Origin of the sequence: Glycomyces sp. NPDC047010 (assembly GCF_040644205.1) — a bacterium.
In the GTDB taxonomy this organism is placed as follows: domain Bacteria; phylum Actinomycetota; class Actinomycetes; order Mycobacteriales; family Micromonosporaceae; genus Glycomyces.
In genome coordinates this window covers 358,416-381,204 of sequence record NZ_JBEYVY010000007.1, presented here as the reverse complement: position 1 = coordinate 381,204, position 22,789 = coordinate 358,416, and the positions used below count along the sequence as shown (strand labels likewise).

Sequence of the window (22,789 nt, the reverse complement as noted above, 5' to 3'; positions counted from 1 at the left end):
AAATTATTTTGGTGTGTCGCCGACCAGGATCGGCAGAATCTCCCCGATCGGTTGGCGCAGAACGATATCGGCGTCATCGTCGTACGGAGTGGGCTCGGCGTTGATGATGACAAGCCGGATTCCGCGTGCTATTGCGTAGTCGCACAGCCCGGCGGCCGGGTAGACGCCGAGCGAGGTTCCGATGGCCACGAACAGGTCCGCGCCGCGCGTGGCGGCCACTGCGGTCTCGATGACCTCGGGGAGAAGCTGCTGTCCGAAGGAGATGGTGGCGGATTTCAGGATGCCGCCGCACTCCAGACACGGGGGATCGGTCTCGCCCGCTTCGATGCGTGGCAGCACTTCAGGCATCGGATTGCGGTCGCCGCAGTCGAGGCACATGACCTCGCGCATCGTGCCGTGCAGCTCCACCACCCGCGACTCGGTCGACCCGGCGGCCTGGTGCAGGCCGTCGATGTTCTGGGTGAGGATCGCGCGGAGGCGTCCGGTGCGCTCGTACTCGACCAGGGCGCGGTGGCCCTCGTTCGGTTCGGCGCTCCACACCGGACTCGCGAGCCGGGCCGCCCACGCCTGGCGCCGCACCTCGGGGTCGGCCAGGTAGTTCTCGATCGTGAACATGAACTGGGCCGCGGGGTTCTTGGTCCAGACCCCTTGCGGCCCTCGGAAGTCCGGAATCCCGGACTCGGTGGAGATGCCGGCGCCGGTCAGCACCACGGCGGCCTGGGCGTCCGCGAACCACTCGGCCACCTCAGATACGGATACGTCGTTCATTTGCAGTCATTCTCCGTGTCCGCGGAGTAGAACCCGAGGGAGACCCGATCGCCGGGGTCGACCATCTCGCCCTTCATGGGGCTCTGGTTGTTGATGTCGCACTCCTCCAAGCCCACCCACACGCCCGGGAACTTGTCCACGGTGACGTTGGTGAACCCCAGCCCTTCCAGCTGGTCGACCGCCTCGTGGGAGTTGACGCTGATGACGTCGGGCATCTCGATCGGACCCGAGGGCTGCTCCGGCTCCGCGTCGGTCGTCGCCTCGCCGGAGTCGCCGTCGTCCTGGCCGCTCCCGTCGTCCTGACCGTTCCCGGCACCGTCGCCGTTCCCGGCGCCCGTGGTCGTCTCCGCGGCCGGATCGGACGTGTCGGTGCCCGCCGCAGGAGTGGAAGTCTCCTCGGCGATGCTCTCGGCCGGGAGGCCCGACGCCTCCGTGTCCGTCTGCGAGGCAACGGCGGTGGTCTCGTCGTCCGCCCCGATGAGGGGCGCCTCCCGCCACGGTTGCATGACCGCGACCGCGCCCGTCACCACCACGACCGGTACTACGAGCAGCGCGACGATGAGCGGGCGCCGCCGCCGCTCGGGCTTCTCGGCAGCTGGCTGCTCCTCAGTGTCGTCCTCGGTGTCGTCCTCTGTGTCGACTTCGACCGGGGGAGGGACCGGTGGCGCGGCCGAGGCGTCCGGGCCGGTCGAAGCGCGCGCGGCGGCCGCGAGGTCGGCGGCCGTCGCGTACCGCTCCTCCGGGTCCTTCCGCAGGCACCGGGCGATGACCGCCGCGACTGCGGGCGGGACCTCCTCCGGCAGCGGCGCGGGCTCCTCGTAGAGCAGGCCGTGCACCGCGGTCATCGGGTCCTCGCCCGCGAACGGCGGTGCGCCCGTGAGGCATTCGTAGGCGACGGACCCGAGCGAGTACAGGTCGGAGCGAGCCGTGGTCGCCTCGCCTCGCCGCAACTGCTCGGGGGCTGCGTAGGAGAAGGTCCCGAAGGACTCCTCGGCGGGCGTCAGGCGGGTGCGCTCGGCCACCAGGGAGATGCCGAAGTCCACGACCCTGACGTGCCCGTCCTCGTCGATGAGGAGGTTGCCGGGCTTGATGTCGCGGTGCACGATCCCCTGGCGGTGCGCCTTGTCGAGGGCCTCCGCGGCCTCGGCCACGAGCCGCATCGTCTCCTCCGGATCGAGCGGGCCGCGCTCGGCGAGTGCGCGGCTCAGCGACCCGGTCGGGACGAGCTCCATGGCGATGTACCAGAGCGGTTCGCCGAGCGCTTCGGTCTCGCCGAAGTCGTAGATCTCGACGAACCCGGTCCCGCGGAGGCTCGCGAGGCTGTGGGCCTCGCGGGTGAACCGCTCGACCGCGCGGACCTCGTCGTCGAGGCCGGAGCGGAGGACCTTGACGGCGACCTCGCGTTCGAGCCGCAGGTCGAGGGCCCGCCAGACCGATCCCATGCCTCCGGCGGCGAAGCGTTCGTCCAGCCGGAAGCGGTCGGCGATGATGGTGCCGGGTCGCACGTCCTCTATGTCTCCGTCCGGGGCAGTCGGTCGTTCTGGAGCGTTGTTCCAATATAGGTGACCGAACCGCTGCGCACAGGGCGGCGGGTCGGCCCGCATCCGGGCCGACCCGCACTGGTTTCCTTGGGGGTCAAGCGATCTTGCGGTGGTAGACGGCCATCGCGCACACGTAGGCGACGATGAGGATGCCGACCAGCCAAGCGAGGGCCACCCAGATGTCGTTCCCGACCGGCTGCTCCGCGAACAGGGCCCGGATCGTGTTCACGATCGAGGTCACCGGCTGGTGCTGGGCGAACCACTCCACCGGAGCGGGCATCGTGTCGGTGGGGACGAACGCGGAGCTGATGAACGGCAGGAAGATCAGCGGGTAGGAGAACGCGGACGCGCCGTCGGGCGACGAGGCCGTGAGCCCCGCGATGACCGCGAGCCAGGTCAGGGCCAGCGTGAACAGGACGAGGATTCCGGCCACCGCGAGCCACGCGAGCGGGCCCGCCGAGGTGCGGAAGCCCATGAGCAGCCCGACCAGCACGATGACCACGACTGAGATCAGGTTGGACACCAGCGAGGTCAGCACGTGTCCCCACAGGACCGCCGACCTGGCGATCGGCATGGAGTGGAACCGCTCGAAGATCCCGGACTGGAGGTCGCCGTACAGGCGGTACGCGGTGTACGCGATGCCGCTGGCGATGGCGATCAGCAGGATGCCGGGCAGCAGGTAGTTGACGTAGTTGTCGGTGCCCGCCTGGATGGCGCCGCCGAAGACGTACACGAACAGGAGCATCATCGCGATCGGCGTGATCGTGACCGTGATGATCGTGTCCATGCTGCGGGTGATGTGGCGCATCGAGCGCCCGAGCATGACGCCCGTGTTGCTGACGGTGTGCGCGCTCATCACCGCTCCTCCTTGCCGCTCTTGGTGTTCTCGCCGTTCGCGGGGGTCTTGTCGCCGACGATCGCCAGGAAGATCTCCTCCAGGCTCGGCTGGCGCTCCACGTACTCCACCGTCGCGGAGGGGAGCAGTTCGCGCAGTTCGGCGAGCGTCCCGTTCACGATGATCACGCCCTGGTGGAGGATCGCGATCCGGTCGGCGAGCTTCTCGGCCTCGTCCAGGTACTGGGTGGTCAGCAGGACCGTGGTCCCGTTGTCGGCGAGGTTCTGGACGATGCCCCACACCTCGATGCGGGCCTCGGGGTCGAGCCCGGTGGTGGGCTCGTCCAGGAAGACCACCGGCGGTTCGCCGATGAGGCTCATCGCGATGTCGAGGCGGCGGCGCATCCCGCCCGAGTAGGTGGCGACGCGGCGTCCGCCCGCCTCGGCGAGGCCGAAGCGCTCCAGGAGGCCGTCGGCGACCTCCTTGGGGCCCTTGACCTGCCGGAGCTTGGCGATCATGACGAGGTTCTCGCGGCCGGTGAGGATCGGGTCGACCGCGGCGAACTGCCCGGTGAGGCTGATCGACTCGCGGACCTTGTCCGGCTCGGCGACGACGTCGAAGCCGTTGACGACCGCGGTGCCCTGGTCGGCCTTGAGGAGGGTCGAGAGGATGCGGACGACGGTGGTCTTCCCGGCGCCGTTCGAGCCGAGCAGCGCGAAGATGCTGCCGCGGGCGACGTCGAGGTCGACGCCCTTCAGTACGTGGAGGTCCTTGTAGGACTTCTGGAGTCCGCTGATGCGGATGGCGGGTGCAGGGGTGTTCATGGCTCCTCGCTTCGGTGGTGGATAGAGGGTGAGCAGCAGGCCCAGGTCGAGCACGGCGGGTCACTCGCAGAAGATGCGGACCTTGGTGTCGGTCTGGTCCACGTCGAGGGTGAGCTCGTCGAGCGCGTCGACGAGGTCTTCGAGCTGGTTCGGCTTGATCTCGGTGAGGTCGATCGGCACGCCCTGCTTGACGAGCTCCTGGTTGGCGCGTTCGAGCGCCTGCGGCGGCACGAAGACCGCGAGCTTCACCCCGGCGCGCAGCAGCTTGAGCGGGACGCGGATGTTCACCTTGGTTTCACCGCTGTATTCGTCGTTCGCGTCGACCACGAGCCGCAGGAACTTCGGGCGCTTCCCGCGGGCCGCGGGCGCGGCCTCGGGCTCCTCGGTCTCGACGGCGGTGAGGAGGCGCTCGGCCTCGTCGGCGGTGATCTTGCCTTCGGCCAGCATCTGGAGGATCTGGCGGCGCTGTTCGTTCATGGTTCCTGGTTTCCTTTGCTGTTATGCGGGTGCGGTGCTACTTGACGGCGACGAGCACGGCGGTGCGACCCTGCTCGATCTCGAAGCGGGCGCCCGGCAGCGCCCAGAAGATCCGCCCCACGCCGGCGAGTGCTTTGAAGGGCGGCAGGTCGAAGATGAGGCACGCGATGATCCCGCCGACGACGGCGAGCACGAGCAGCGGCGACAGCAGCAGCACGATCGGGATCACGGGCAGGAACAGCCTGCGGTAGCGGCCGTCCCGGCGGCGCCAGCGCGCCGTCACCAGTTGGGGGATCATCTGGACCTCTCAAGTTCCGCCAGCGCCTCTTCGACGCTGATGTCCCCTTGGCGCAGGCGCTCGATGACGTCGGCGCCGGTCGGGGCGGGGTCGGTGTCGACGAAGTCGAGGTGCCCGGCGATGCGGTTCAGCCGGGCCTTGACCGTCGGGTAGCTCACCCCGAAGGTCCGCTCCATCTCCTTGATGGAGCCGTGCGATTTGACGAACGCGGCCACGAAGATCTGGTCGTCGGCGCTGAGCTGGGCCAGTTGCGGCGGCTCGAACTCGCCTTCGACGGCGATCCCGCTCTCGGTGAGGCGGACGCGCTCGACGACGAATTCCTGCCCTCGCGTCAGGTCCGTCAGCTCCTGCCAGTCCATCTCGGCCCCTTCTCGTCGGTGGTGGTGTTCCTTCTTCATTTGTACTTTGAGAATCTCAAGGTGTCAACTCCAGAAGATTGATTTTCTTAAGTTTGAGTTTGAGGGCATGAAAAAACCGCCCCCGAAGGGGCGGTTCATGCCTGTTCGTGAAGTTCTGCGGGCCTAGCCGATGGCGGGATAGACCGAGACGCCGCCGTCGCCCCACGTGCCGGTCGTGGTGTCGGCGACCGCGGCGTACTCGTTGACGACGTACGGCGCGACCCCCGGGGCGGTCCCGGTGTCCTGGCCGGTGCGGGCGTCGAGGGCGGCCGGGCCGTTCGCGCCGACGCCGTAGACCACGCCGTGCCACACGGCGGTGACGTTGACGCCGACGACGCCGGTCTCGGTGTCCCACAGCCATTCGCCGGTCGTGGCGTCCAGTGCGGCCACCCAGTTGTCGGGGCCGCGGTAGAAGCAGACGACGGTCTCCTGTCCGTCGAACCGGCACTCGACGCCGCTCATGTCCCGCTCGTCCTGGGCGACGGGCTCGCCGGTGGCGGCGTCGAAGAGCATGTCGTAGGGGAGCTGCCCGTCTGTGAGCGTGTAGTTGGAGCCGAGGACCGCGAAGAAGTTCGGGCCGGCGGCCTGGATCGAGTACGTGGCGTAGAGGTCGTCCAGGCCGATGTCCTTGCCCTGCCACCTGGGGGAGCCGTCGGCGATCGCGAACGCGTCGTACGTGTAGTCGCCGCTGGGCGAGGAGCTGATGACGACGTCGCCGGTCACGACGGTGGGCGCCGACGCCTTCTCCCAGACCTTCGCCTGTGCGGCCGTGTCGAAGGCGACGGTGTACTGGTCGCCGACGCTGATCACGACGACGCCGCCGGATTCGCCCGCGGCTTCGGCGTGCGGGTAGCCGCTGAAGGAGATCGACGGGAGGTCGACCGGGACGTCGAAGGCGACTTCGCCGGAGGCCGCGTCGACGCCCACGACGTCGAGGTCGTAGTTCCCATCGGTGCCGGTGACGATGAACGGCGCCACGAGCAGCGAGGTGCCGCCCGCTTCGACGGCGAGCGGGGCCTCGTACGGGTTCTCGCCCACCATCCCGGTCGTGACGATCGGGGCCATGGGGGTCCCGGAGGCCGGCACGACGTCGGGGAACGCCTCGCCGGTGGCGGGGTCCACGATCTGGAGGTACCCGGCGGTGGCGATGAACGCCTTCGTGCCGACGAGGGCCACCGGGAGCCGCTGGACGTTGACCCCGGTGGTGTTCATCTTCGACTGCACGGCCTCCGGCGGCAGCGCCACGCCCGCGCCGGCGTCGAACTCCTTCGGCGGATCGAACGCCTGGGCCTCTGCCTCCTCTTCGGCCGCTTGGGAGGTCGCGGACTCGTCTGGTTCGTCGATGGTGCCGCTGTCGTCGCTGCACGCGCTCAGGAGGAAGCCCGAGGCGGCCAGACAGCACAGCGCTGCTCTGATCTTCATGGTGGATTCGTTCACTTTCCTGCCGGGCAATGAAGGAGAAATCGCGCTCATTGTAGGAATCGGGCACCACAGTTCCGCGCATTCCGCCAGGCAGGCCGCGGCGCCGTCTCCGGACGGCGCCGCGGCTTCGGAGGCCCTACTCGTCGGGGACGAAGTCGCCCACGAGGTGGAGGTTCTGGATCGCGGCCATGCCCCACTGGGCGGCGTCGTTGGTCGCCATGCGCGGCCACCAGTCGGTCGGGTTCAGCGTGGTCTCGACCCGCTCGAACGCGGGCCAGGTGTCTGAGTCCCCGCGCCAGTACTCGGCCTGGGTGCGGAAGACCTTCCAGGTGTGGCGGGCCTGGGCCTCGTCGCCGGTGCGGGCGTAGACCTGGGCGTTGCCGCGGCAGAACGCCCACAGGAACAGGTCGCCGAAGCGGCCCCCGTACTCGGCCTCCTGCTCGGCGCGGGTCGCGGTGTAGAAGCGGGAGTAGCGGAGCCAGTCGGCCTCGAACGCGGGCATGTCGACCTGCTGGAGCAGCTCGGCCACGATCTCGAAGCGGCCGAACCCCGAGGAGAGGTTGGAGCGCTCGACCACGGGCGTCTCGGCGATGGCGTACCGGCCGGTCTCCATGTTGTACGGCGCGCTGCCCTGCGCGAACCCGTTGGGCTGCGCGGCGATCGTCTCCATCGTGCCGAGGACCTTGTCCCGGCACGACTCCCACTCGGGGCCGCGCCGCTCCCACTCGGTGAGCCACGCGGCCGCGACCGCGGCCCAGCTGGTGCCGAAGCCGATGTCCATGGCGGTGGGGTCGGGGACCCACGGGTCGGCCTCGGGGTCGCGGATCTTGCGGCCGGTGTCGAGGACGAGCGCGGTCTTCTCGGAGTCGTGCAGGAAGTGGAGGATGTCGCCGACGCGCTCGTCGGCGGTCAGGTAGAAGTAGTACCGCCAGTAGTTCGCGTTGGAGATGCGCACCTGCTTGGACGAGTCGCCCCAGTGCATGACGCCGTGACGCGTGCCCAGGCCCGCCCAGTCGCCGAGGTGGTAGGTGTTCACCTCGGTCGTCTTGCGGGTCATGGCCTCCGCGAAGCGGAACGACTCGGCGGTGCCGGTGTGCAGGTAGTACTGCCACAGCCACTGGTCGGTGGAGAACTCGGAGTTGTCCCACGCGTAGCCGCCGACGTCGTAGCGCCAGACCCGCCGGTCGCCGTCCTGGGAGTGCATGACGTCGCCGTAGTCCCAGAAGCCGTACCAGTGCCGCTGGTCCTGGGCCGCCCTGTAGTACTGGAAGTTCGCGTCCAGCACGTCCTCGGTGAACTCCTTGAACGGGTGCGAGCGGTCCACGGGCCCGACGAGGGCGCCGAATGAGCCTGCGGCCGTGAGGTGCTCGGGCGGGGCCACGACCTGCGGCTGCGCGCGCACCGCGTCGGCCATGGCGCCCAGGCGGCCGTGGGACGGGGTCGCGTCGAGGGCCCAGAACAGGAGCTCGGTGGTGCGGGCGACGCCGTACGGGGTGTCGAACCCGGCCTCCCAGTCCTCGTAGGTGATCTCCAGGGCGTCGAGCTGCTTCGCGTAGGTGTCCTGGCCGAGGCCGTCGTGGTAGAAGCGGTTGTCCATCGGCTGGGCCTCGGGGGACCACATCCACACGGTCACGCTGGCCTCGTCGGTGTGCGCGCCCCGGATGTCGAGCCCGGACGGGTGGCGCTGCCAGAAGTCCTTCATGCCGAACGCGAACCCGCCGGAGGGCCCGCCGACGTACCCGAAGCCGGAGGAGCGGCGGCCCTGGTCCACCGGCACCCAGGCGTGGCCCTCCTTGGTGCGCTTCTTGATCTGGTAGCCCTCCGAGGTGAGCTGGGTGAGGGAGTAGTCGCCCCAGTCGGGGATCCACTGGAGGCGCGTGGTCACCCGCTGGTCCCAAGTGGACGGATCGGGGAGGGCGGTGCCCGCGATCTGGGCGTTCCTGACGGCCTCGCCGGGGTCGCGGCGCATGCCGGTGACGCCCTTGACGGCCTCGGTGAGCTGGCCGTGGCCCTCGCCCACGAACCGCACGTGCCGGTCGTACATCTCGTCCGAGAGCGCGACCTTGAAGCGGACGCCGAGCCCGGCGATGAACGCGTCGTCGCCGTCGGAGTCGTAGACGAAGGTGTGCACCATGCGGAACGACTCGCCGCCCGCGTAGAAGTACAGGCGCACGATGAACGGCAGCCAGGAGCGGCCGCGGCCGCGGGTCTTGCGGTGGGTGCCGTCGATGCGGATGACGGCGCGCAGCGGGCCGTCCTGCTCGATGCTGACCTCGTCGATGTCGCTGGCGTAGCGGTCGCGGGTGATCGAGCCGGACTCGGTGCTCGGAGCCTCGGTCTGGGTGATGTTGACCAGGTGGCCCTCGGAGGCGATCGTGCGGTCGCCGCGCTTGACGTGCTTGATGAGGTCGGTGCCGGACTTGCCGATGCGGACCTGCACGACGCCGGTGTCGACGTCGATGTGGTTGCGGGCCTTGGAGACCGACACGACGTGCTCGGACTCGGCCGGGGTGCCCGCTTCGAGGGTGAACGACTCCTGGACGGCGGCCGGGCCGACGGCGTGGGCGGTCCACTTCAGGGAGCCGTCGGGCCAGTAGGCGAGGGGCCAGGTCTGGAGCGGCACGGCCGCGCCGTCCGCGCCCGTCAGCTTGAACTGCTGGTCCTCGGCGAAGCGGCCCGGACCCCACGGGACGCCCCAGGTGGAGCCGGGGGACTCGGCGGGGGCGCCTTCGAGCCAGTTGAGCCGCACGGAGTCCGGCCCGGGGTCGGTGGTCGGGCCGGTCTGGGCGTGCGCGGGAGCGGCCTCGAACAGGGCGGCCGCCGCCGCGACCCCCGCGGTGGTGGCGAGGACGCCGCGGCGGCTGAACCCGGTGCGGGCCAAGGGTTCAGATGCGGGTTCAGGTGTGGGTTCGGGGGCGGGGGAAGGGCTGGTCACGTTGCCTCCAAGGGGGAGCGGACGGGTCCTGACTTAAATCGTTTTAACTCAGGGGGTTCAATATAGTCACGCATCGATGTATCGTCAACCGATCGAGCGTAACCCGCATGGAGCCGATGAGAATGTCGGCCACGGGGCCTGGCGGCGCGCGCATTCCACCGGCATACTTGGAGCGATCATGAAAACGTTTAAGCGACTCCCGGCGATCGGGGCGGTGATCGGCCTCGCGGCCGCCGCCGCCCTCGCCGTGAGCGCCCCGACCACCTACGCCCAGGAGTCCGACGACGCCGTCGAGGCCCAGGCGACCGTGCGCACCATGGAGGACCTCGGCCGCAGCGTCGTCGCCGTCCGCAACGGCTCCAGCGTCTTCGTGTCCTGGCGCCTCCTCGGGCTCGACCCGAGCGGCATCGGCTTCAACGTCTACCGCTCGGCCAACGGCGGCGCCTGGACCAAGCTCAACTCCGCCGTCCTCACCGGCGGCACCAACTACACCGACACCGGCGCCACCCTCTCCCAGGCCAACAGCTACCGCGTCGTCCCCGTCGTCGGCGGGGCCGAGCAGACCCCCAGCGGCGCCTTCACCCTCACCGCCAACCACGCCGACGAGCCCGCCGTGCGCATCCCGCTGCGCTCCGGCGGCCCCGTCAAGTTCACCTGGACCGGCGACCTCAACGGCGACGGCGAGTACGACTACGTCGTGGACCGCCAGACCTCCCCGCAGTCGATCGAGGCGTACACCAGCACCGGCCAGTTCCTCTGGACCGTCAACCTCGGCCCCAACTCCACCAACCAGGACAACATCGAACCCGGGTCCGCGACCATCGACGTGGGCCACTGGGACGGCGTCACCGTCTACGACTTCAACTCCGACGGGTACGCCGAGGTCGCCCTGAAGATCGCCGACGGCGTGGTCTTCGGCGACGGCCAGACCTGGACCCACGCCGACGACAACCGCCAGTGGATCGCCATCCTCGACGGCCGCACCGGCGCCCTCCGCAACTACGCCGGCATCCCCCAGGACTACCTCGCCGACGGCCCCATGGCCGCGCAGTTCGGCGTCGGCTACCTCGACGGCCAGCGCCCGTCCCTCGTCGTCTCCATGAAGAACCGCATCGGCAGCGGCGACTTCAACATGATGATCGCCGCCTACTCCTGGTCGGGCCAGAACCTCACCCAGCAGTGGAAGTGGAACCGCGGCTCCACCAACGCTGCCGACGGCCACAACATCCGCATCGTCGACGTCGACGGCAACGGCACCGACGAAGTGGCGCACATCGGGTTCGTGCTCAACGGCGACGGCACCCTCCGCTACTCCCTGGCGAGCCAGGGCATCCAGCACGGCGACCGGTTCCACATCGCCGACATGGACCCCTCCAACCCGGGCCTCGAAGGCTACGGCGTGCAGCAGGACAACGCGTCCGGCCTGCGCGAGTATTACTACGACGCCGCCACCGGCCAGATGATCTGGCAGCACGTGCTCTCCGGCACCGCCGACGTCGGCCGCGGCATGGCCGGCGACGTCGACCCCCGCTACCCCGGCATGGAGGTCTGGTCCTTCGACGGCCTCTACAACGCCGCCTCCAACACCCTCACCGAACCGAACACCTCCCTGCGGCCCTGGCCGCAGCTGGGCCTGTGGTGGGACGGCGACCTCTCCATCGAACTGCTCAACGACGGCAAGCTCGAAGAGTGGGACCCGCTCAACCCGACCCCCACGAACAGCCTGCCCCGCATCGAGACCGTCACCAGCTACGGCGCCGCCAAGGCCGCGCAAGGCGGGCCCACGCTCGTCGGCGACCTCCTCGGCGACTGGCGCGAAGAGGCCGTCTACACCAACGCCGCCTACGACCAGCTCATCATCTTCACCACCGACAAGCCCTCCACCACGAGGCTCTACACGCTCGCGCACAACCCCGAGTACCGCAACTGCATGACCGTCCACGGCTACATGCAGTCCCACCACGTCGACTACTACCTCGGCTCGGGCATGACCACCCCGCCCGTCCCGCCGATCACCTACTGACGCACCGCGGGGCCGCCCCGGCGGCCCCGCCCGACCCCATGGATTGAACCTGCTGTGACCACTCCCTTGCGGGCCTTCGGCCCGCTCGACCACACCCGGACCGGCTGGCAGACCGCCGCCCTCGCCATCGGACGGCCCGGCATCGACCTCGCCGTCCAGGGCCCCGACGCGATGCCCGTGACCATGTCGAACCACTCCCACAACGAGAACTGGTTCGAGCAGCTCATGCGCCCGCTCTGGGGCCTGGCCGCGGCCGCCGGCGCCGTCCCCGACGACCTCTGGGACGCCGTCGCCGCCACCATCGCCCGCGCCGTCGACCCCGGCGACGACTGGTACGCCGGGGACTTCCACGACGGCGACCAGCGCTGCGTCGAGGCCGCCGCCCTCGGCTGGGCCCTCGCCACCGCCCCCGAACGGCTCTGGGAACCCCTGGAGCCCAAGGCGAAAGACCACGTCATCGCCTGGCTCTCGCAGGCGTACGCGACCGGAGTGGTCGACAACAACTGGCACTACTTCCCGGTGCTCGTGGGCCACGGCCTCGACGCCGTCGGCGCCGACCGCGACCCCGCGGTCGCCAAGGCCCACCTCGACCGCATCGGCGAGTTCCACCTCGGCGGCGGCGTCTTCAAGGACGGACCCCAAGGGCGCATCGACTACTACAACCCCTTCGCGATCCACACCTACGCGCTCCTGCACTACCGCCTCGGCGGCGACGACCGCTTCGTGGAGCCCGCCGCCGAGTTCGCCCGCGCCTTCCGCTCCTGGTTCGCCGCCGACGGCGCCGCCGTCCCCTACGGCCGCAGCATGGGCTACCGCTTCGCCCAAGGGTCGCTGTGGGGCGCGCTGGCCGCCGCCGACGTGGAGGCCGTGCCGTGGGGCGAGGCCGCCGGGTTCAGCCGCCGCCTGCTCGAATGGTGGTGGGACAAGCCGATCCTCACCCCCGACCACCGGCTGACGGTGGGCTACGGCTACCCGAACGACTTCCTCGCCGAGCAGTACCTGACGGCCGGGTCGCCGTGGTGGGCCGCGAAGGTCTTCACCGGGCTGCTCGCCCCCGCCGACCACCCGTTCTGGACCGCCGAGGCCGAGGCCCCCGGGCCGGTCACCGATCCCAGCCCGGCCGCGGGCACGGTCCACGTGCGCGACACCGGCGGGCACGTGACGCGCCTGAACGGCCAGGCGTGGCGCGAGAAGATGCGCGGCGGCAAGGACACCTATGCGCGCCTTGCCTACTCGTCCCTCGCGGGCTTCTCGCACGCGGTCGACGGGCCGGGGCTCGAAGCCGCCGCGCCGGACGGGGCGCTCGTGCTCTCCGACGACGGCGTCCACTGGCGCGGGCGCGAGGACGCCGAGTCGTGCGCGGTCGACTGGAGCGGGCGGCTGACCGTCACGTGGCGGCCCTTCGCCGACGTCACGGTGACCTCCGAACTCGAAGCGTCCCAGGACGGGTGGCACACCCGCACGCACACCGTCACCACCGGGCGGCGGCTGCACACGGGGGAGGGCGGCTGGTGCGTCCCCCGCGACGGGCACGAGGCGGCGGTCGCGAACGACCGCGCCTCGGTCGTCTCCGGCGGGATCAGGAGCGAGGCCGTGGACGACGCGGGCAACCGCGCCGCGTCTCTGGTCTGGCCCATGCCCGGCACCCACATGTACTGGCCCGCAACGGTCCTGCCGGTCCTCACCGGGGTGCTGGAGCCGGGCCGCCACGTCCTGCGGGCGCGCTTCTTCGCCGGGAGCGAGGAGCAGTCCGCTTGACAGGCCCGGAAACCGCGATCTAAGGTGACCGCGACGCAAGTTAAAACGATTTAACCCCCCCAGCCCCACCCCCTCGCAAAGGAGTTCAAAGATGAGCCGAAACCCCGTCCGCCGCCGGACCCTCCTCACCGGCGCCACCGCCTCCGCCGCCCTCGCCGCCGCCGCGGCCTGCGGCGACGGCGACGGCCCCGCCGGGACCGCCGACGACCCCATCGAGATCAGCTTCGAATGGTGGGGCGACGAGGCGCGCGCCGACATCACCAAGCAGGCCGTGGACCTCTTCATGGAGAAGAACGAGGGCATCAAGGTCGCCGCCAACTTCGCCGACTACCCCGCCTACTGGGAGGGCCTCACCGGCCGCATGGCCTCCCGCGACCTCCCCGACGTGTTCCAGATGGACTACCCGCGCCTGCGCCAGTTCGGCGGCTCCGGGATGCTCCTGCCCCTCGACGGCGTCGTGGACACCTCCGACTTCCGCGACGGCGTGCTCGACACCGCCAAACTCGACGGGCAGCTGATCGCCGTCCCCGTGGGCACCAACGTCTTCGGCCTCATCTACCGGCCCGACTGGTTCGAGGAGCACGGCATCGCCGTCCCCGAGGCCGGGTACTCCTGGGACGACTACGCCGAGCTGATCCGCACCCTCACCACCACACTCGGGGAGGGCAAGTGGGGCGGCAGCGACTGGACCGGGTCCTACCTCCTCGCCGAGCTGTGGCTGCGCCAGCAGGGCGACAGCTTCTACTCCGACGACGCCGCGAGCCTCAACTTCACCAAGGAGCAGCTCGTGGAGTGGTGGACCATCGCCGCGCCGCTCCAGGCCGACGGGTCCGTGCCGTCCCCGGAGGAGACCGCCGCCGAGAACGCCCCCGGCGTCGCCGCGGGCACCATCGCCACCGAGCTGCGCTGGGACACCGCCGTCAACGGCTACTGGTCCACCGTCACCGACGGCGGCGGCACCCTCGGCATCATCGCCCCGCCCACCGCCGACCCCGCCAACCTCGCGCTCCACCTGCGCCCCGGCATGCAGTACGTCGTGGGCGCCAACACCGAGCAGCCCGAGGCCGCCGCCAAGCTCATCGAATTCCTCCTCGGCGACCCCGAGGCCGCGAAGATCCTCGGCACCAACCGCGGCATCCCCGCCACCAAGACCGCCCTCGGCAGCGTCGAGCTCGACGAAGCCTCCCAGGCCGTCATGGACTACGAGGCCACCGTGGAGGGGCAGCTCGCGGGCGCCCCCGTCGTCCCGCCCGCCGCCGCGGGCGCCGTCGAGGCCAAGTTCACCGAGATCTACCAGCAGGTGCAGTACGCGACCATGACCCCCGAGGACGCCGCCGACCTGTTCTTCACCGAGGCGGAGACCCTCTTCGCCAGCGAGCAGTAATCACCGCAGCGGGGCGGGGGCGTCTGAGGGGTCGCCCCCGCCCCGCCCTTGACACCCGCGCGCCGAGCGAGCGATCATTGTTTCAGGAACCGTTTGCAGAAACTCTGAAACCACACCTGAAAACGAGGCGGACAGCTTGGCGCGCAAGGCGAGCGAGAACAAAGACGGCAAACGCCAGACCACGATCCGCGAAGTCGCCGAACGCGCGGGCGTCTCCGTCGCGACCGTCTCGCGCATCCTCTCCGGCACCTACCCCGCCGCCCCCGCCACCCGCAGCAAGGTCATGCGCGCGGTCGAGGAACTCGACTACGTCGCCAACCACCACGCCCGCGCCCTCCAGGGGACCACCCGCAAGAGCATCGCCATCATCGTCAACTCGGTGATCTCCCCGCACTACGCCCATGTGGCCCAAGGCGTCCAGACCCAGGCCGCCGAGGACGGGCGCCTCTGCCAGATCGGCACCAGCGGCGGCGACGCCGAACGCGAACTCGCCATGGTCCAGTTCATGCGCGAGCAGCACCCCGAGGCCGTGATCCTCGTCGGCAACGTCAACGCCGACGACGAGTACAAGGCCCGCATGAGCCGCTACGCCCACGCCCTCGCCGCCGTCGGCTCCCGCCTCGTGCTGTGCGGGCGCCCGCCGCTGGGCCCCGACGCCCCGGCCGTCGTGGTCGAGTACGACAACACCGGCGGCGCCTTCGCGGCCACCAGCCACCTGCTCTCCAACGGCCACAAGCGCATCCTGTTCCTCGGCCGCCGCCCCGGCTACACCACCCCCGACGCGCGGATCGCCGGGTACCGGGGCGCCCTCGCCGCCCACGGCGTGCCCCACGACCCCTCCCTGGAGGTGGACGGCACCTTCGAGCGGTACGAGGGCTACCGGATGATGCAGACCCGCCTCTCGGCCGGGCCGCCCGACTTCACCGCCGCGTTCGCCGCCAACGACCAGATCGCCGCCGGCGCCCGCCAGGCCCTCGTGGAGCACGGCCTCTCGATCCCCGGCGACGTCTCCCTCATCGGCTTCGACGACCTCCCGCCCGCCGCCGACATCGACCTCACCACCGTCTACCAGCCCCACGAGGAGCTCGGCCGCACCTCCGTGCGCCTCGCCCTCGAACACGCCCGCAACGGCGGCCCGCCCCCGCACACCACCCTCGGCGCGCACCTCGTCATCCGCGGGTCGGTAGCGCCTATCGTTGCGGCATGACCCGAACCGATATCGACGCCGTCGTCTTCGACGTCCTCGGCACCATGGTCGACGAGCCGCGCGGGCTCACCGCCGCCATCGCGGAGGCCGCGCCCGGCGCCGACACGGACGCGCTGCTCGTCTTGTGGCAGAACCACATCGAACAACAACAGGACCTGATCGTCAGGGGCGTGCGCGGCTACGCGACCGCCGACGAGCTCGACGCCGAGGCCGCCGCGAGAGTCTGCGAGCACGCCGGAGTGACCGACTTCGACGTGTTCGGGCGCCTCGCGCGCGCCGGTCGCCACCACACCGCCTGGCCTGACGCCGCCGCGGGCCTCGAACGACTCGCGCGCACGTTCCCCGTGCTCGCCCTGTCCAACGCCAACCGCTCCGCGCTGCTCCACCTCACCGCGAACGCGGGTCTGCGCTGGCACCAGGCGCTCTCGGCGGAGGACGCCCGCACGTACAAGCCCGCGCCTGGGGTCTACCGCCTCGCCGTCGACGCGGTCGGCACCCTGCCCGAGCGGGTCCTCATGGTCGCCGCACACGCGTGGGACCTCCGCGGGGCGCAGGCGATCGGGATGAAGACCGCCTACGTGCGCCGCCCCGTTGGGGACCCGCCCGGCCCGGACGACGTGTTCGACTGGCAGTGCGAGAGCCTCGGCGAACTCGCCGAGGCCCTCGGGGCGGAGTAGGTCAGACCGGCAGGCCGGGCGGCTCGACGTCGCCCCGCCAGCCGCCTGACGCGGAGCCGCGGTCCTCGATGAAGAACTTGAACCGCTGCATGTCGCCCTTGACGCGGTGGTGCAGGAACCCGGCCTTGTCGGCGACGGTCTCGGCGAACCCGTCGGGGTCGATGTCCATCTGCGCGGTGACGCGGGTCGTGTCGTCGCCGAGGCGGTGGAACGTGACCACGCCCGCGTGCGAGGGCCCGGAGATGGACTTCCAGGCGACCCGCTCGTCAGGATGCTGCTCGGTGATCGTCGCGTCGAACTCGCGGGCGACGCCGCCGATGCTCATGCGCCAGTGGGTGAGCGTCTCGCCGATCTGCTGGACCTCGTCCACGCCGTCCATGAAGGACGGGAAGGTCTCGAACTGCGTCCACTGGTTGTACGCCGTGGAGACCGGGACTTCGACGTCGACTGATTCGGTGATGCTGCTCAAGGCAGACCTCCTTCGGTCGCGGAACGCGCCGGCCGGCGCGTCGTCTTCCGCCCCCCGGTTACCCGGACCGGCGGACCGCACACCTCACAGGGCCGTGGGAACCCTCGTGGTGACCAGGCCGACGTCGCTCAGGAAGCGCTCCAAGGCGATCGTGGCGATCCCCGTGGCGACCGAGTTGCCGCGCACCGTGGACACCTCGACCTCCAGGTCCGCGGCCGAGTCGCCGGGGGCCTCCTCGACCACGCTGCGCCGCACGGCGGGCACGAGGTGGTCGCCGAGCGCCCACACCGTCCACCCCGTGAGGGTGATGGTCTCGGGGTTGACGATCGCGACGAGGTCGGCGAGCGCGGCGCCCAGGTAGCGGGCGGTGCGCTCGATGGTCTCGGTGACGGCCGGGTCCGGTTCGGGCGGTTCGAGGGCGGTCGCCAAGGCGCCGATGAAGTCCCGCTGGTGCGTGACCGACGCGAGCGGGTGCTCGGGGTTGATCGCTCCCAGGGTGCGCTGGATGCCGTCGGCGCCCACGTACGCCTCGACGCAGCCGTGGCGCCCGCAGCGGCAGGGCCGCCCGTCGAGGGCGAGGAGACTGTGGCCCCACTCGCCCGCGAAGTTGGTGGCGCCGCGCAGGATCGCGCCGTTGAGGATGATCCCGGCGCCCACGCCGGTCCCGAGGTTCACGGTGATGGTGCTGGAGTGCCTGCGGCCCTGGCCGAACCAGAGCTCGGCCGTGGCGATGGCCTTGAGCGGGTTGTCGAGCACCACCGGCAGGTCGAGGCGCTCGCGGATGCGGTCGAGGTGGCGCCACACGGCGTTGGGCATGACGGGGGAGGCCCCGCCCCAGCGCTGCATGGACCCGGGGAGCGAGATGCCCACGCCGAGCACCTCGTGCCGCGGCGTGCGCGCCTCGGCCAGGGCGGCGTCGACGGCGCGGGCGATGCCGTCGACGACCTCCTCGGTCTCGTCGTGCCGCTCGTCGGCGGCGACCTCGGCGGAGGCGATCTCATCGAGGGCCGCGTCGAACACGACCGCCCTGATGTACGTCTCCGCGACGTCGACGCCGACGATGCGGCCGCGATCCTGGTTGAGCCGCAGGAGCGTCGTGGGCCGACCGACCCGTCCGCTGGCGACGCGGGCCTCAGTGACGATCCCGCCCGAGAGCAGGTCGCTGACGACCGTCGCCACGGTCGCGGTGCTCAGTCCCGTGGTGCGCGCGAGGTCGTTGCGGGTCGTCTCTCCCGCGGTGAGCAGTGCGTGCAGGACGTCGAGCCGCGATTCGCTGCGGATGTCGCGCGAGGTGCGCCTGGTGGGGGCCATGTCGGTGTCTCCTGGGGGCTCGGATCTACTCCGGTGCGGGGGCTGCGGTGACGCGTGAGAGGCGCGGCTGGACGCCTCCGGCGGTGCCGCGGGCCAGCACTCTGACGGTACCGGAGTTCCAGCCGGCGGGCATCCACAGTCGACCCGAGTCGCCGCCGGTGAACCGGGGGCGGTGCGGGTCGTCGAGCCACACGCGGCCGAGAAGTTCCCTGTTCGCGAAGGCGCTCAAGCGGACCTGCTCGCCCTCGAACCGGAGCGACAGCCCGCCGTCCGGAACGGGCACGTCGAGCCACGCCTCCTCGCCGGGCGCGAGCTCCAGGGGGAGTTCGACGGCGAGCCCTTCGGCGTCCTGACCGGCGAGCGCGATGACCGCCGCGTCGTTCTGAGCCTCGACCTGCCAGCCGCGCACGGCTTCGAGCCGGAGCAGTTCCACAGGGCCGGAACCGGAACCGGGCCAGTGCGGCGCGGTGACCGCGACCTCGCGGCCCTGCCCGGGCTCCAGGTGGACCCACGGGTCCATGGGGCTGACGATGCGCGCCGCGCCGTCCACGACGACCTCGACCGGGAGGGTCAGTTCGCCGATGTGGAAGGCGTAGTGGCTCGTGCCGTCGACCGGGAGCGCGCGGCGGTAGGTCGCCGGGCGGCCGATGCGGGTGCTGCTCCAGCCGCCGAGGCTGCGCACGGGCGCGGGGTCGCCGGCCCACTGCGCGCCGCCGTCCACGGTCCACAGTGCGTGGACGTCCTCGCGTGCGGCGACGGCCCAGACCTTCCCGAGGCCGCGGAGCGACCCGAGCGCGAGGCCCGGGAGCCGCGCGTCATCGAAGTTGCAGTGGCCCCAGGTCTCCACGGTCGCGGTGAACGCCGTCTTCCCGGCGGTCGGCACGGTGATCGTGGCGCCGTAGACGACCCGCGTCGGCAGGGACTCCCCGTCGAGCGCGAGGTCGACGATGTCGGCCGCGCCCTCGATGAGCAGTTCCTCGACGCCCGCGACGGACGCCGCGTAGTGCGTGCGGCCGCGGTGGACGCCGACGGCCTCGGAGACCGGCGGCAGATCGTGCGCCTCGGTCCGGCCCGTGCGGGTCGGCAGCGCGCGGCGGTAGGCGGCGGTCAGCTCCACGGCTTCCCCTGCGGGGCCGTGGATGACGCCGTGCGCGCCGTCAGCGTCGGTGACGTCCTCCGGGTGGAGCACGACGACCTCGACCCGGCCCACCGTGCGGCGCAGCGGGCTCCCGACCTCGGGCGCCTCGAACACGGCGGTCTCGCCGTCCACGACGACCGTGGCCGCCACGCGCGAGGCGAAGCCGAGCCCGTTCGCGGTGGCGCTCACCAGGTCCGCGGACGCGAACTCCAGCACGCCCGGCAGGCCGAAGCCCGCGAGCGGCAGGTCCTGCACGATGAGCGCGGTCGAGCGCGGCGCGAGCGCCACCTCGACCCCGCCGACGCGGGCCGTCCCGGGCTTCTCGGTGAGGTTCGGGACGCCGGTGACCGAGCCGCCGCCATCGAGGACGAGCCGCGACGGGGAGGAACTCGTGGTCACCGAGACCGCTTCGACGCCTTCGGCTCCGGTGGCCCGGGCCTTCGCCAGGGCCGGTCCGAGCGTGCGCGCGAACGCGGTGAGCACGCGGGCCTCGGCCGTCTCCGGCCGCGCCTCGCCCACGGGGGAGAGGTACCCGCCGAAGTCGTAGTCGTGGGTCATGAACCCGCCGGGGTCGCCCCAGTTGCCGACCGAGGGCGTGTACCCGAAGTCGTAGCCCGAGCCCTGGAGGTAGGGCGCAATGAGCTGGGCGCCGGAGACCAGGAGACGGCGGAGCGTGGCGTGGCTGCGGTTGGTCTCGGTGACCAGCAGCGGCAGGCCGCGCGAGGCCACCAGGTCGGCGTACTGGCGCACCTCGGCCTCGACGAACGGCGAGCGGTCGTCGGGGTAGAAGTTGAACGCGGGCGCCACGCCCTCGACGCCGCCGTTGGCGCCGACCAGGTCGCCCTGGCCCGCGCACGCGATGAGCGGCACCTCGACGCCGTGGCCGGTCGCCATGTCCCGCAGCGCGCTGATGTAGGCGTGCCGGTCGGCGGTGTCGAAGAAGTCGAGCTCGTTCTCCAGCTGCACGGCCACGACGGAGCCGCCGCGGCCCCACTGGCGCTCGGCCAGCAGCGGCATCGCCTTGTCGAACCAGCCGCGGACCTGCTCCAGGAACCGCGGTTCGGCCTGGCGCACCCGCAAGGCAGGGTCCAGGCCCAGCCATGCGGGCAGCGCCCCGCCGTCCCACTCGGAGCAGATGTACGGGCCGGGCCGCGCGATCACCGCGAGGCCCGCCTCATGCGCGAGGTCGAGGAACGCCCCGACGTCGCGCCGTCCTTCAAAGTCCCACACGCCGGGGGCGGTCTCGTGGAAGTTCCACGGCAGGTAGACGTCGATGGCGCGGTAGCCGGTGGCGCGGACCGCGGCGAGCCGCGCCTCCCACGTCTCCCTAGGGAGCCGGAAGTAGAACAGCGACGCGCACAGCAGCGCCTCCTCGCGGCCGTCGAGCACGAGCCCGGTGGGGTCGAGCCGGACGGCCGAGGTGGACAGATCAGTCACTACTTCACTCCTGCACTTCCGCCTTGGAGGTTCATCTCGTAGAGGTACTTCTGGCCGAGGTAGTAGATCGCGATCATCGGCAGTGTCAGGATGATCGACCCGACCATGACCAGGTTCCACGGTGGCAGCTGCATCTCGTTGCTCGTCCCCGTCATGTACTGGAGGCCGAGCGCCAGCGGCATCGACTCCTCGGAGTTGAGGTAGATGAGCGGGCCCATGAAGTCGCCCCACGCGTGCGTGAGCGTGAAGATCGCGATGGCCGTGAGGATCGGCCACATCATCGGCAGGATGATCTTGCGGTAGATCCCGAAGTAGCCCAGGCCGTCCATCTGCGCCGCCTCGTCCAGCTCCCCGGAGATGCGGGAGACGAACTGCCGCACCAGGAACACGTTGAACGCGTTGGTGAAGAAGTTCGGGATGATGAGCGGCAGGTAGGTGTTGACCCAGCCGAGCTCCTTGAACAGCAGGAACTGCGGGATCATCGTGATCTGCGCGGGGATCATCATCGTGGCGAGCACGATCATGAACATGACGCCCTTGCCCGGCGCCCGCAGGCGCGCGAACGCGTACCCGACGAGCGAGGACGAGAGCACCTGGCCGACCGCCGAGAGCGTGGCGATGAGGACCGAGTTGAGGACGAACCGCCCGACCGGCAGGCCGGTCGCGGTGAACACGTCCGTGAAGTTCTTCCACTCGAACTCGGTCGGCAGGACCGTGAACGCGTTCTGCGCGCTCGTCTGGTCGCTCGCCAGCGAGATCGAGACCATGAGGATGAACGGCACGAAGAAGATCGCGGACACGACGAGCAGCACCGCGTAGGTCGCGGGCGACGCCTTGAACACCGACAGCAGGCGCGGCTCGCGCTCGCCGGTCCGCTTCCTGCGGGACGCGGGCTTGGTGGCGATGGCGGTCATCGGACCTCCTGCTCGTAGAAGACCCAGCTGCGGGACGTGCGGAACGCGATGAGCGTGAACGCCATGATGACGAGGAACAGCAGCCAGGCGACGGCCGACGCGTAACCGAAGTGGTAGAACGAGAACGCCTCGCGGAACAGCAGCGGCACCATCATCTGGCTGGCGTTGTCCGGTCCGCCCGCGGTCAGGATGTAGACCTGCGAGAAGATCTGGAACGAGCCGATGAGGCCCATGATCAGGTTGAAGAAGATCACCGGGGTGATCTGCGGGAACGTCACCGACCAGAACTGGCGCCAGGCGCTGGCGCCGTCGATCTCGGCGGCCTCGTACAGCTCGCGCGGGATGCCGTTCATCGCCGAGAGCAGGAGCACGGTGGCCCCGCCGGCGCCCCAGGCGGACAGCACGATCAGCGCGGGCTTGACCCAGGTCGGGTCGAGGAGCCAGTTCGGGCCCTCGATGCCGAACCACCCGAGCAGCTCGTTCAGCGGGCCCGAGGGCGCCAGCACCATCTTGAAGACCATCGCGGTCGCCACGAGCGGCACCAGCGTCGGCAGGTAGATGAAGGTGCGGAAGAGCTTGCGGCCGCGCACCCGCTTGTTCAGCAGGTTCGCCAGCCACACGCCGATCACCAGGCCCAGCGGGACCGAGATGAGCGCGTAGTAGAACGTGTTCCCCAGCGCCTTCCAGAACACCGGGTCCCCGGTGAGCGCCTTGGCGTAGTTGTCCAGGCCGACCCACTCGGGCGGCGTGAACGAGTCCCACTCGGTGAACGAGATGTACACCGACGCGATCATGGGGCCCAGCAGGAACCCCACGAACCCGATCAGCCACGGCGAGATGAAGAGCCAGAAGTAGAAGGCCTCCTTCTTGCGTCGCGAGGACATCTTGCGGGACGGCACGGTGCGCCTCCCGGCGCGGCGCGCAGAGCGCGCCGCACCGGGGGCTTCGTCGACGGTCTTCGACATCGTCAGGG

General features: G+C 70.7%; 19 protein-coding genes. 5 read left to right on the top strand and 14 right to left on the bottom strand.

Features of this window, described 5'->3' with window-relative positions; genetic code table 11:
• Positions 1 to 3 precede the first annotated feature (3 nt).
• The 9 genes from AB0A65_RS16985 to AB0A65_RS16945 form a co-directional block, all read right to left on the bottom strand.
• Positions 4 to 768 carry an NAD-dependent deacylase gene (locus tag AB0A65_RS16985; protein WP_359952193.1) on the bottom strand — a complete coding sequence of 255 codons (765 nt, stop codon included), beginning with the start codon at positions 766 to 768 and terminating at the stop codon, positions 4 to 6.
• Entirely contained in the window at positions 765 to 2,273 is a 1,509-nt protein-coding gene (locus tag AB0A65_RS16980; RefSeq protein WP_359952192.1) for a serine/threonine-protein kinase, read from the bottom strand. Before AB0A65_RS16980 ends, AB0A65_RS16985 begins: the two co-directional genes overlap by 4 nt.
• Before the next feature lie 130 nt (positions 2,274 to 2,403).
• Positions 2,404 to 3,165, bottom strand: coding sequence for an ABC transporter permease (locus AB0A65_RS16975; RefSeq protein WP_359952191.1), 762 nt, complete (start codon positions 3,163 to 3,165; stop codon positions 2,404 to 2,406).
• The gene (locus AB0A65_RS16970) at positions 3,165 to 3,968 is read right to left on the bottom strand and encodes an ATP-binding cassette domain-containing protein (protein WP_359952190.1); all 804 of its coding nucleotides are present in this window, start codon (positions 3,966 to 3,968) and stop codon (positions 3,165 to 3,167) included. The genes AB0A65_RS16975 and AB0A65_RS16970 overlap by 1 nt, the downstream gene beginning before the upstream one ends.
• Positions 3,969 to 4,028: 60 nt before the next feature.
• Positions 4,029 to 4,445: a hypothetical protein gene (locus AB0A65_RS16965; RefSeq protein ID WP_359952189.1), complete on the bottom strand. Its 417-nt coding sequence runs from the start codon at positions 4,443 to 4,445 to the stop codon at positions 4,029 to 4,031.
• Between the two features lie 37 nt (positions 4,446 to 4,482).
• Positions 4,483 to 4,743: a hypothetical protein gene (locus AB0A65_RS16960; RefSeq protein WP_359952188.1), complete on the bottom strand. Its 261-nt coding sequence runs from the start codon at positions 4,741 to 4,743 to the stop codon at positions 4,483 to 4,485.
• Positions 4,740 to 5,102: a DUF2089 domain-containing protein gene (locus tag AB0A65_RS16955; protein ID WP_359952227.1), complete on the bottom strand. Its 363-nt coding sequence runs from the start codon at positions 5,100 to 5,102 to the stop codon at positions 4,740 to 4,742. The genes AB0A65_RS16960 and AB0A65_RS16955 overlap by 4 nt, the downstream gene beginning before the upstream one ends.
• Before the next feature lie 162 nt (positions 5,103 to 5,264).
• Positions 5,265 to 6,563 carry a PQQ-binding-like beta-propeller repeat protein gene (locus AB0A65_RS16950; RefSeq protein WP_359952187.1) on the bottom strand — a complete coding sequence of 433 codons (1,299 nt, stop codon included), beginning with the start codon at positions 6,561 to 6,563 and terminating at the stop codon, positions 5,265 to 5,267.
• Between the two features lie 136 nt (positions 6,564 to 6,699).
• A complete protein-coding gene (locus AB0A65_RS16945; protein ID WP_359952226.1) occupies positions 6,700 to 9,444 on the bottom strand; it encodes a Tat pathway signal sequence domain protein in 2,745 nt (914 codons plus the stop codon).
• A gap of 232 nt (positions 9,445 to 9,676) precedes the next feature.
• On the opposite strand from AB0A65_RS16945, the gene AB0A65_RS16940 reads away from it, so the two are divergent.
• From AB0A65_RS16940 to AB0A65_RS16920, 5 genes are all read left to right on the top strand, one after another.
• Positions 9,677 to 11,521, top strand: coding sequence for a hypothetical protein (locus tag AB0A65_RS16940; RefSeq protein WP_359952186.1), 1,845 nt, complete (start codon positions 9,677 to 9,679; stop codon positions 11,519 to 11,521).
• Positions 11,522 to 11,575: 54 nt separating this feature from the next.
• Complete coding sequence (locus AB0A65_RS16935; protein WP_359952185.1) at positions 11,576 to 13,279, top strand: DUF2264 domain-containing protein; 1,704 nt, start codon at positions 11,576 to 11,578, stop codon at positions 13,277 to 13,279.
• 91 nt (positions 13,280 to 13,370) lie between these two features.
• On the top strand, positions 13,371 to 14,663 hold the full coding sequence (locus AB0A65_RS16930) for an extracellular solute-binding protein (protein ID WP_359952184.1): 1,293 nt from the start codon (positions 13,371 to 13,373) through the stop codon (positions 14,661 to 14,663).
• A 136-nt stretch (positions 14,664 to 14,799) separates the two neighbouring features.
• On the top strand, positions 14,800 to 15,870 hold the full coding sequence (locus AB0A65_RS16925; protein WP_359952183.1) for a LacI family DNA-binding transcriptional regulator: 1,071 nt from the start codon (positions 14,800 to 14,802) through the stop codon (positions 15,868 to 15,870).
• On the top strand, positions 15,867 to 16,547 hold the full coding sequence (locus AB0A65_RS16920; protein WP_359952182.1) for a haloacid dehalogenase type II: 681 nt from the start codon (positions 15,867 to 15,869) through the stop codon (positions 16,545 to 16,547). Before AB0A65_RS16925 ends, AB0A65_RS16920 begins: the two co-directional genes overlap by 4 nt.
• Position 16,548: 1 nt before the next feature.
• Here the strand turns inward: AB0A65_RS16920 and AB0A65_RS16915 are convergent, their stop codons facing one another.
• The 5 genes from AB0A65_RS16915 to AB0A65_RS16895 all read right to left on the bottom strand — a co-directional run bounded on the left by AB0A65_RS16915 (position 16,549) and on the right by AB0A65_RS16895 (position 22,781).
• Positions 16,549 to 17,016: an SRPBCC family protein gene (locus tag AB0A65_RS16915; RefSeq protein WP_359952181.1), complete on the bottom strand. Its 468-nt coding sequence runs from the start codon at positions 17,014 to 17,016 to the stop codon at positions 16,549 to 16,551.
• 84 nt (positions 17,017 to 17,100) lie between these two features.
• Positions 17,101 to 18,327 (bottom strand): ROK family transcriptional regulator, encoded by a 1,227-nt coding sequence (locus AB0A65_RS16910; RefSeq protein WP_359952180.1) that lies wholly within the window; start codon positions 18,325 to 18,327, stop codon positions 17,101 to 17,103.
• Positions 18,328 to 18,352: 25 nt separating this feature from the next.
• On the bottom strand, positions 18,353 to 20,902 hold the full coding sequence (locus AB0A65_RS16905) for a beta-galactosidase (RefSeq protein WP_359952179.1): 2,550 nt from the start codon (positions 20,900 to 20,902) through the stop codon (positions 18,353 to 18,355).
• Entirely contained in the window at positions 20,902 to 21,816 is a 915-nt protein-coding gene (locus AB0A65_RS16900) for a carbohydrate ABC transporter permease (protein ID WP_359952178.1), read from the bottom strand. Before AB0A65_RS16900 ends, AB0A65_RS16905 begins: the two co-directional genes overlap by 1 nt.
• On the bottom strand, positions 21,813 to 22,781 hold the full coding sequence (locus AB0A65_RS16895; protein WP_359952177.1) for a sugar ABC transporter permease: 969 nt from the start codon (positions 22,779 to 22,781) through the stop codon (positions 21,813 to 21,815). Before AB0A65_RS16895 ends, AB0A65_RS16900 begins: the two co-directional genes overlap by 4 nt.
• Between the last annotated feature and the right edge of the window lie 8 nt (positions 22,782 to 22,789).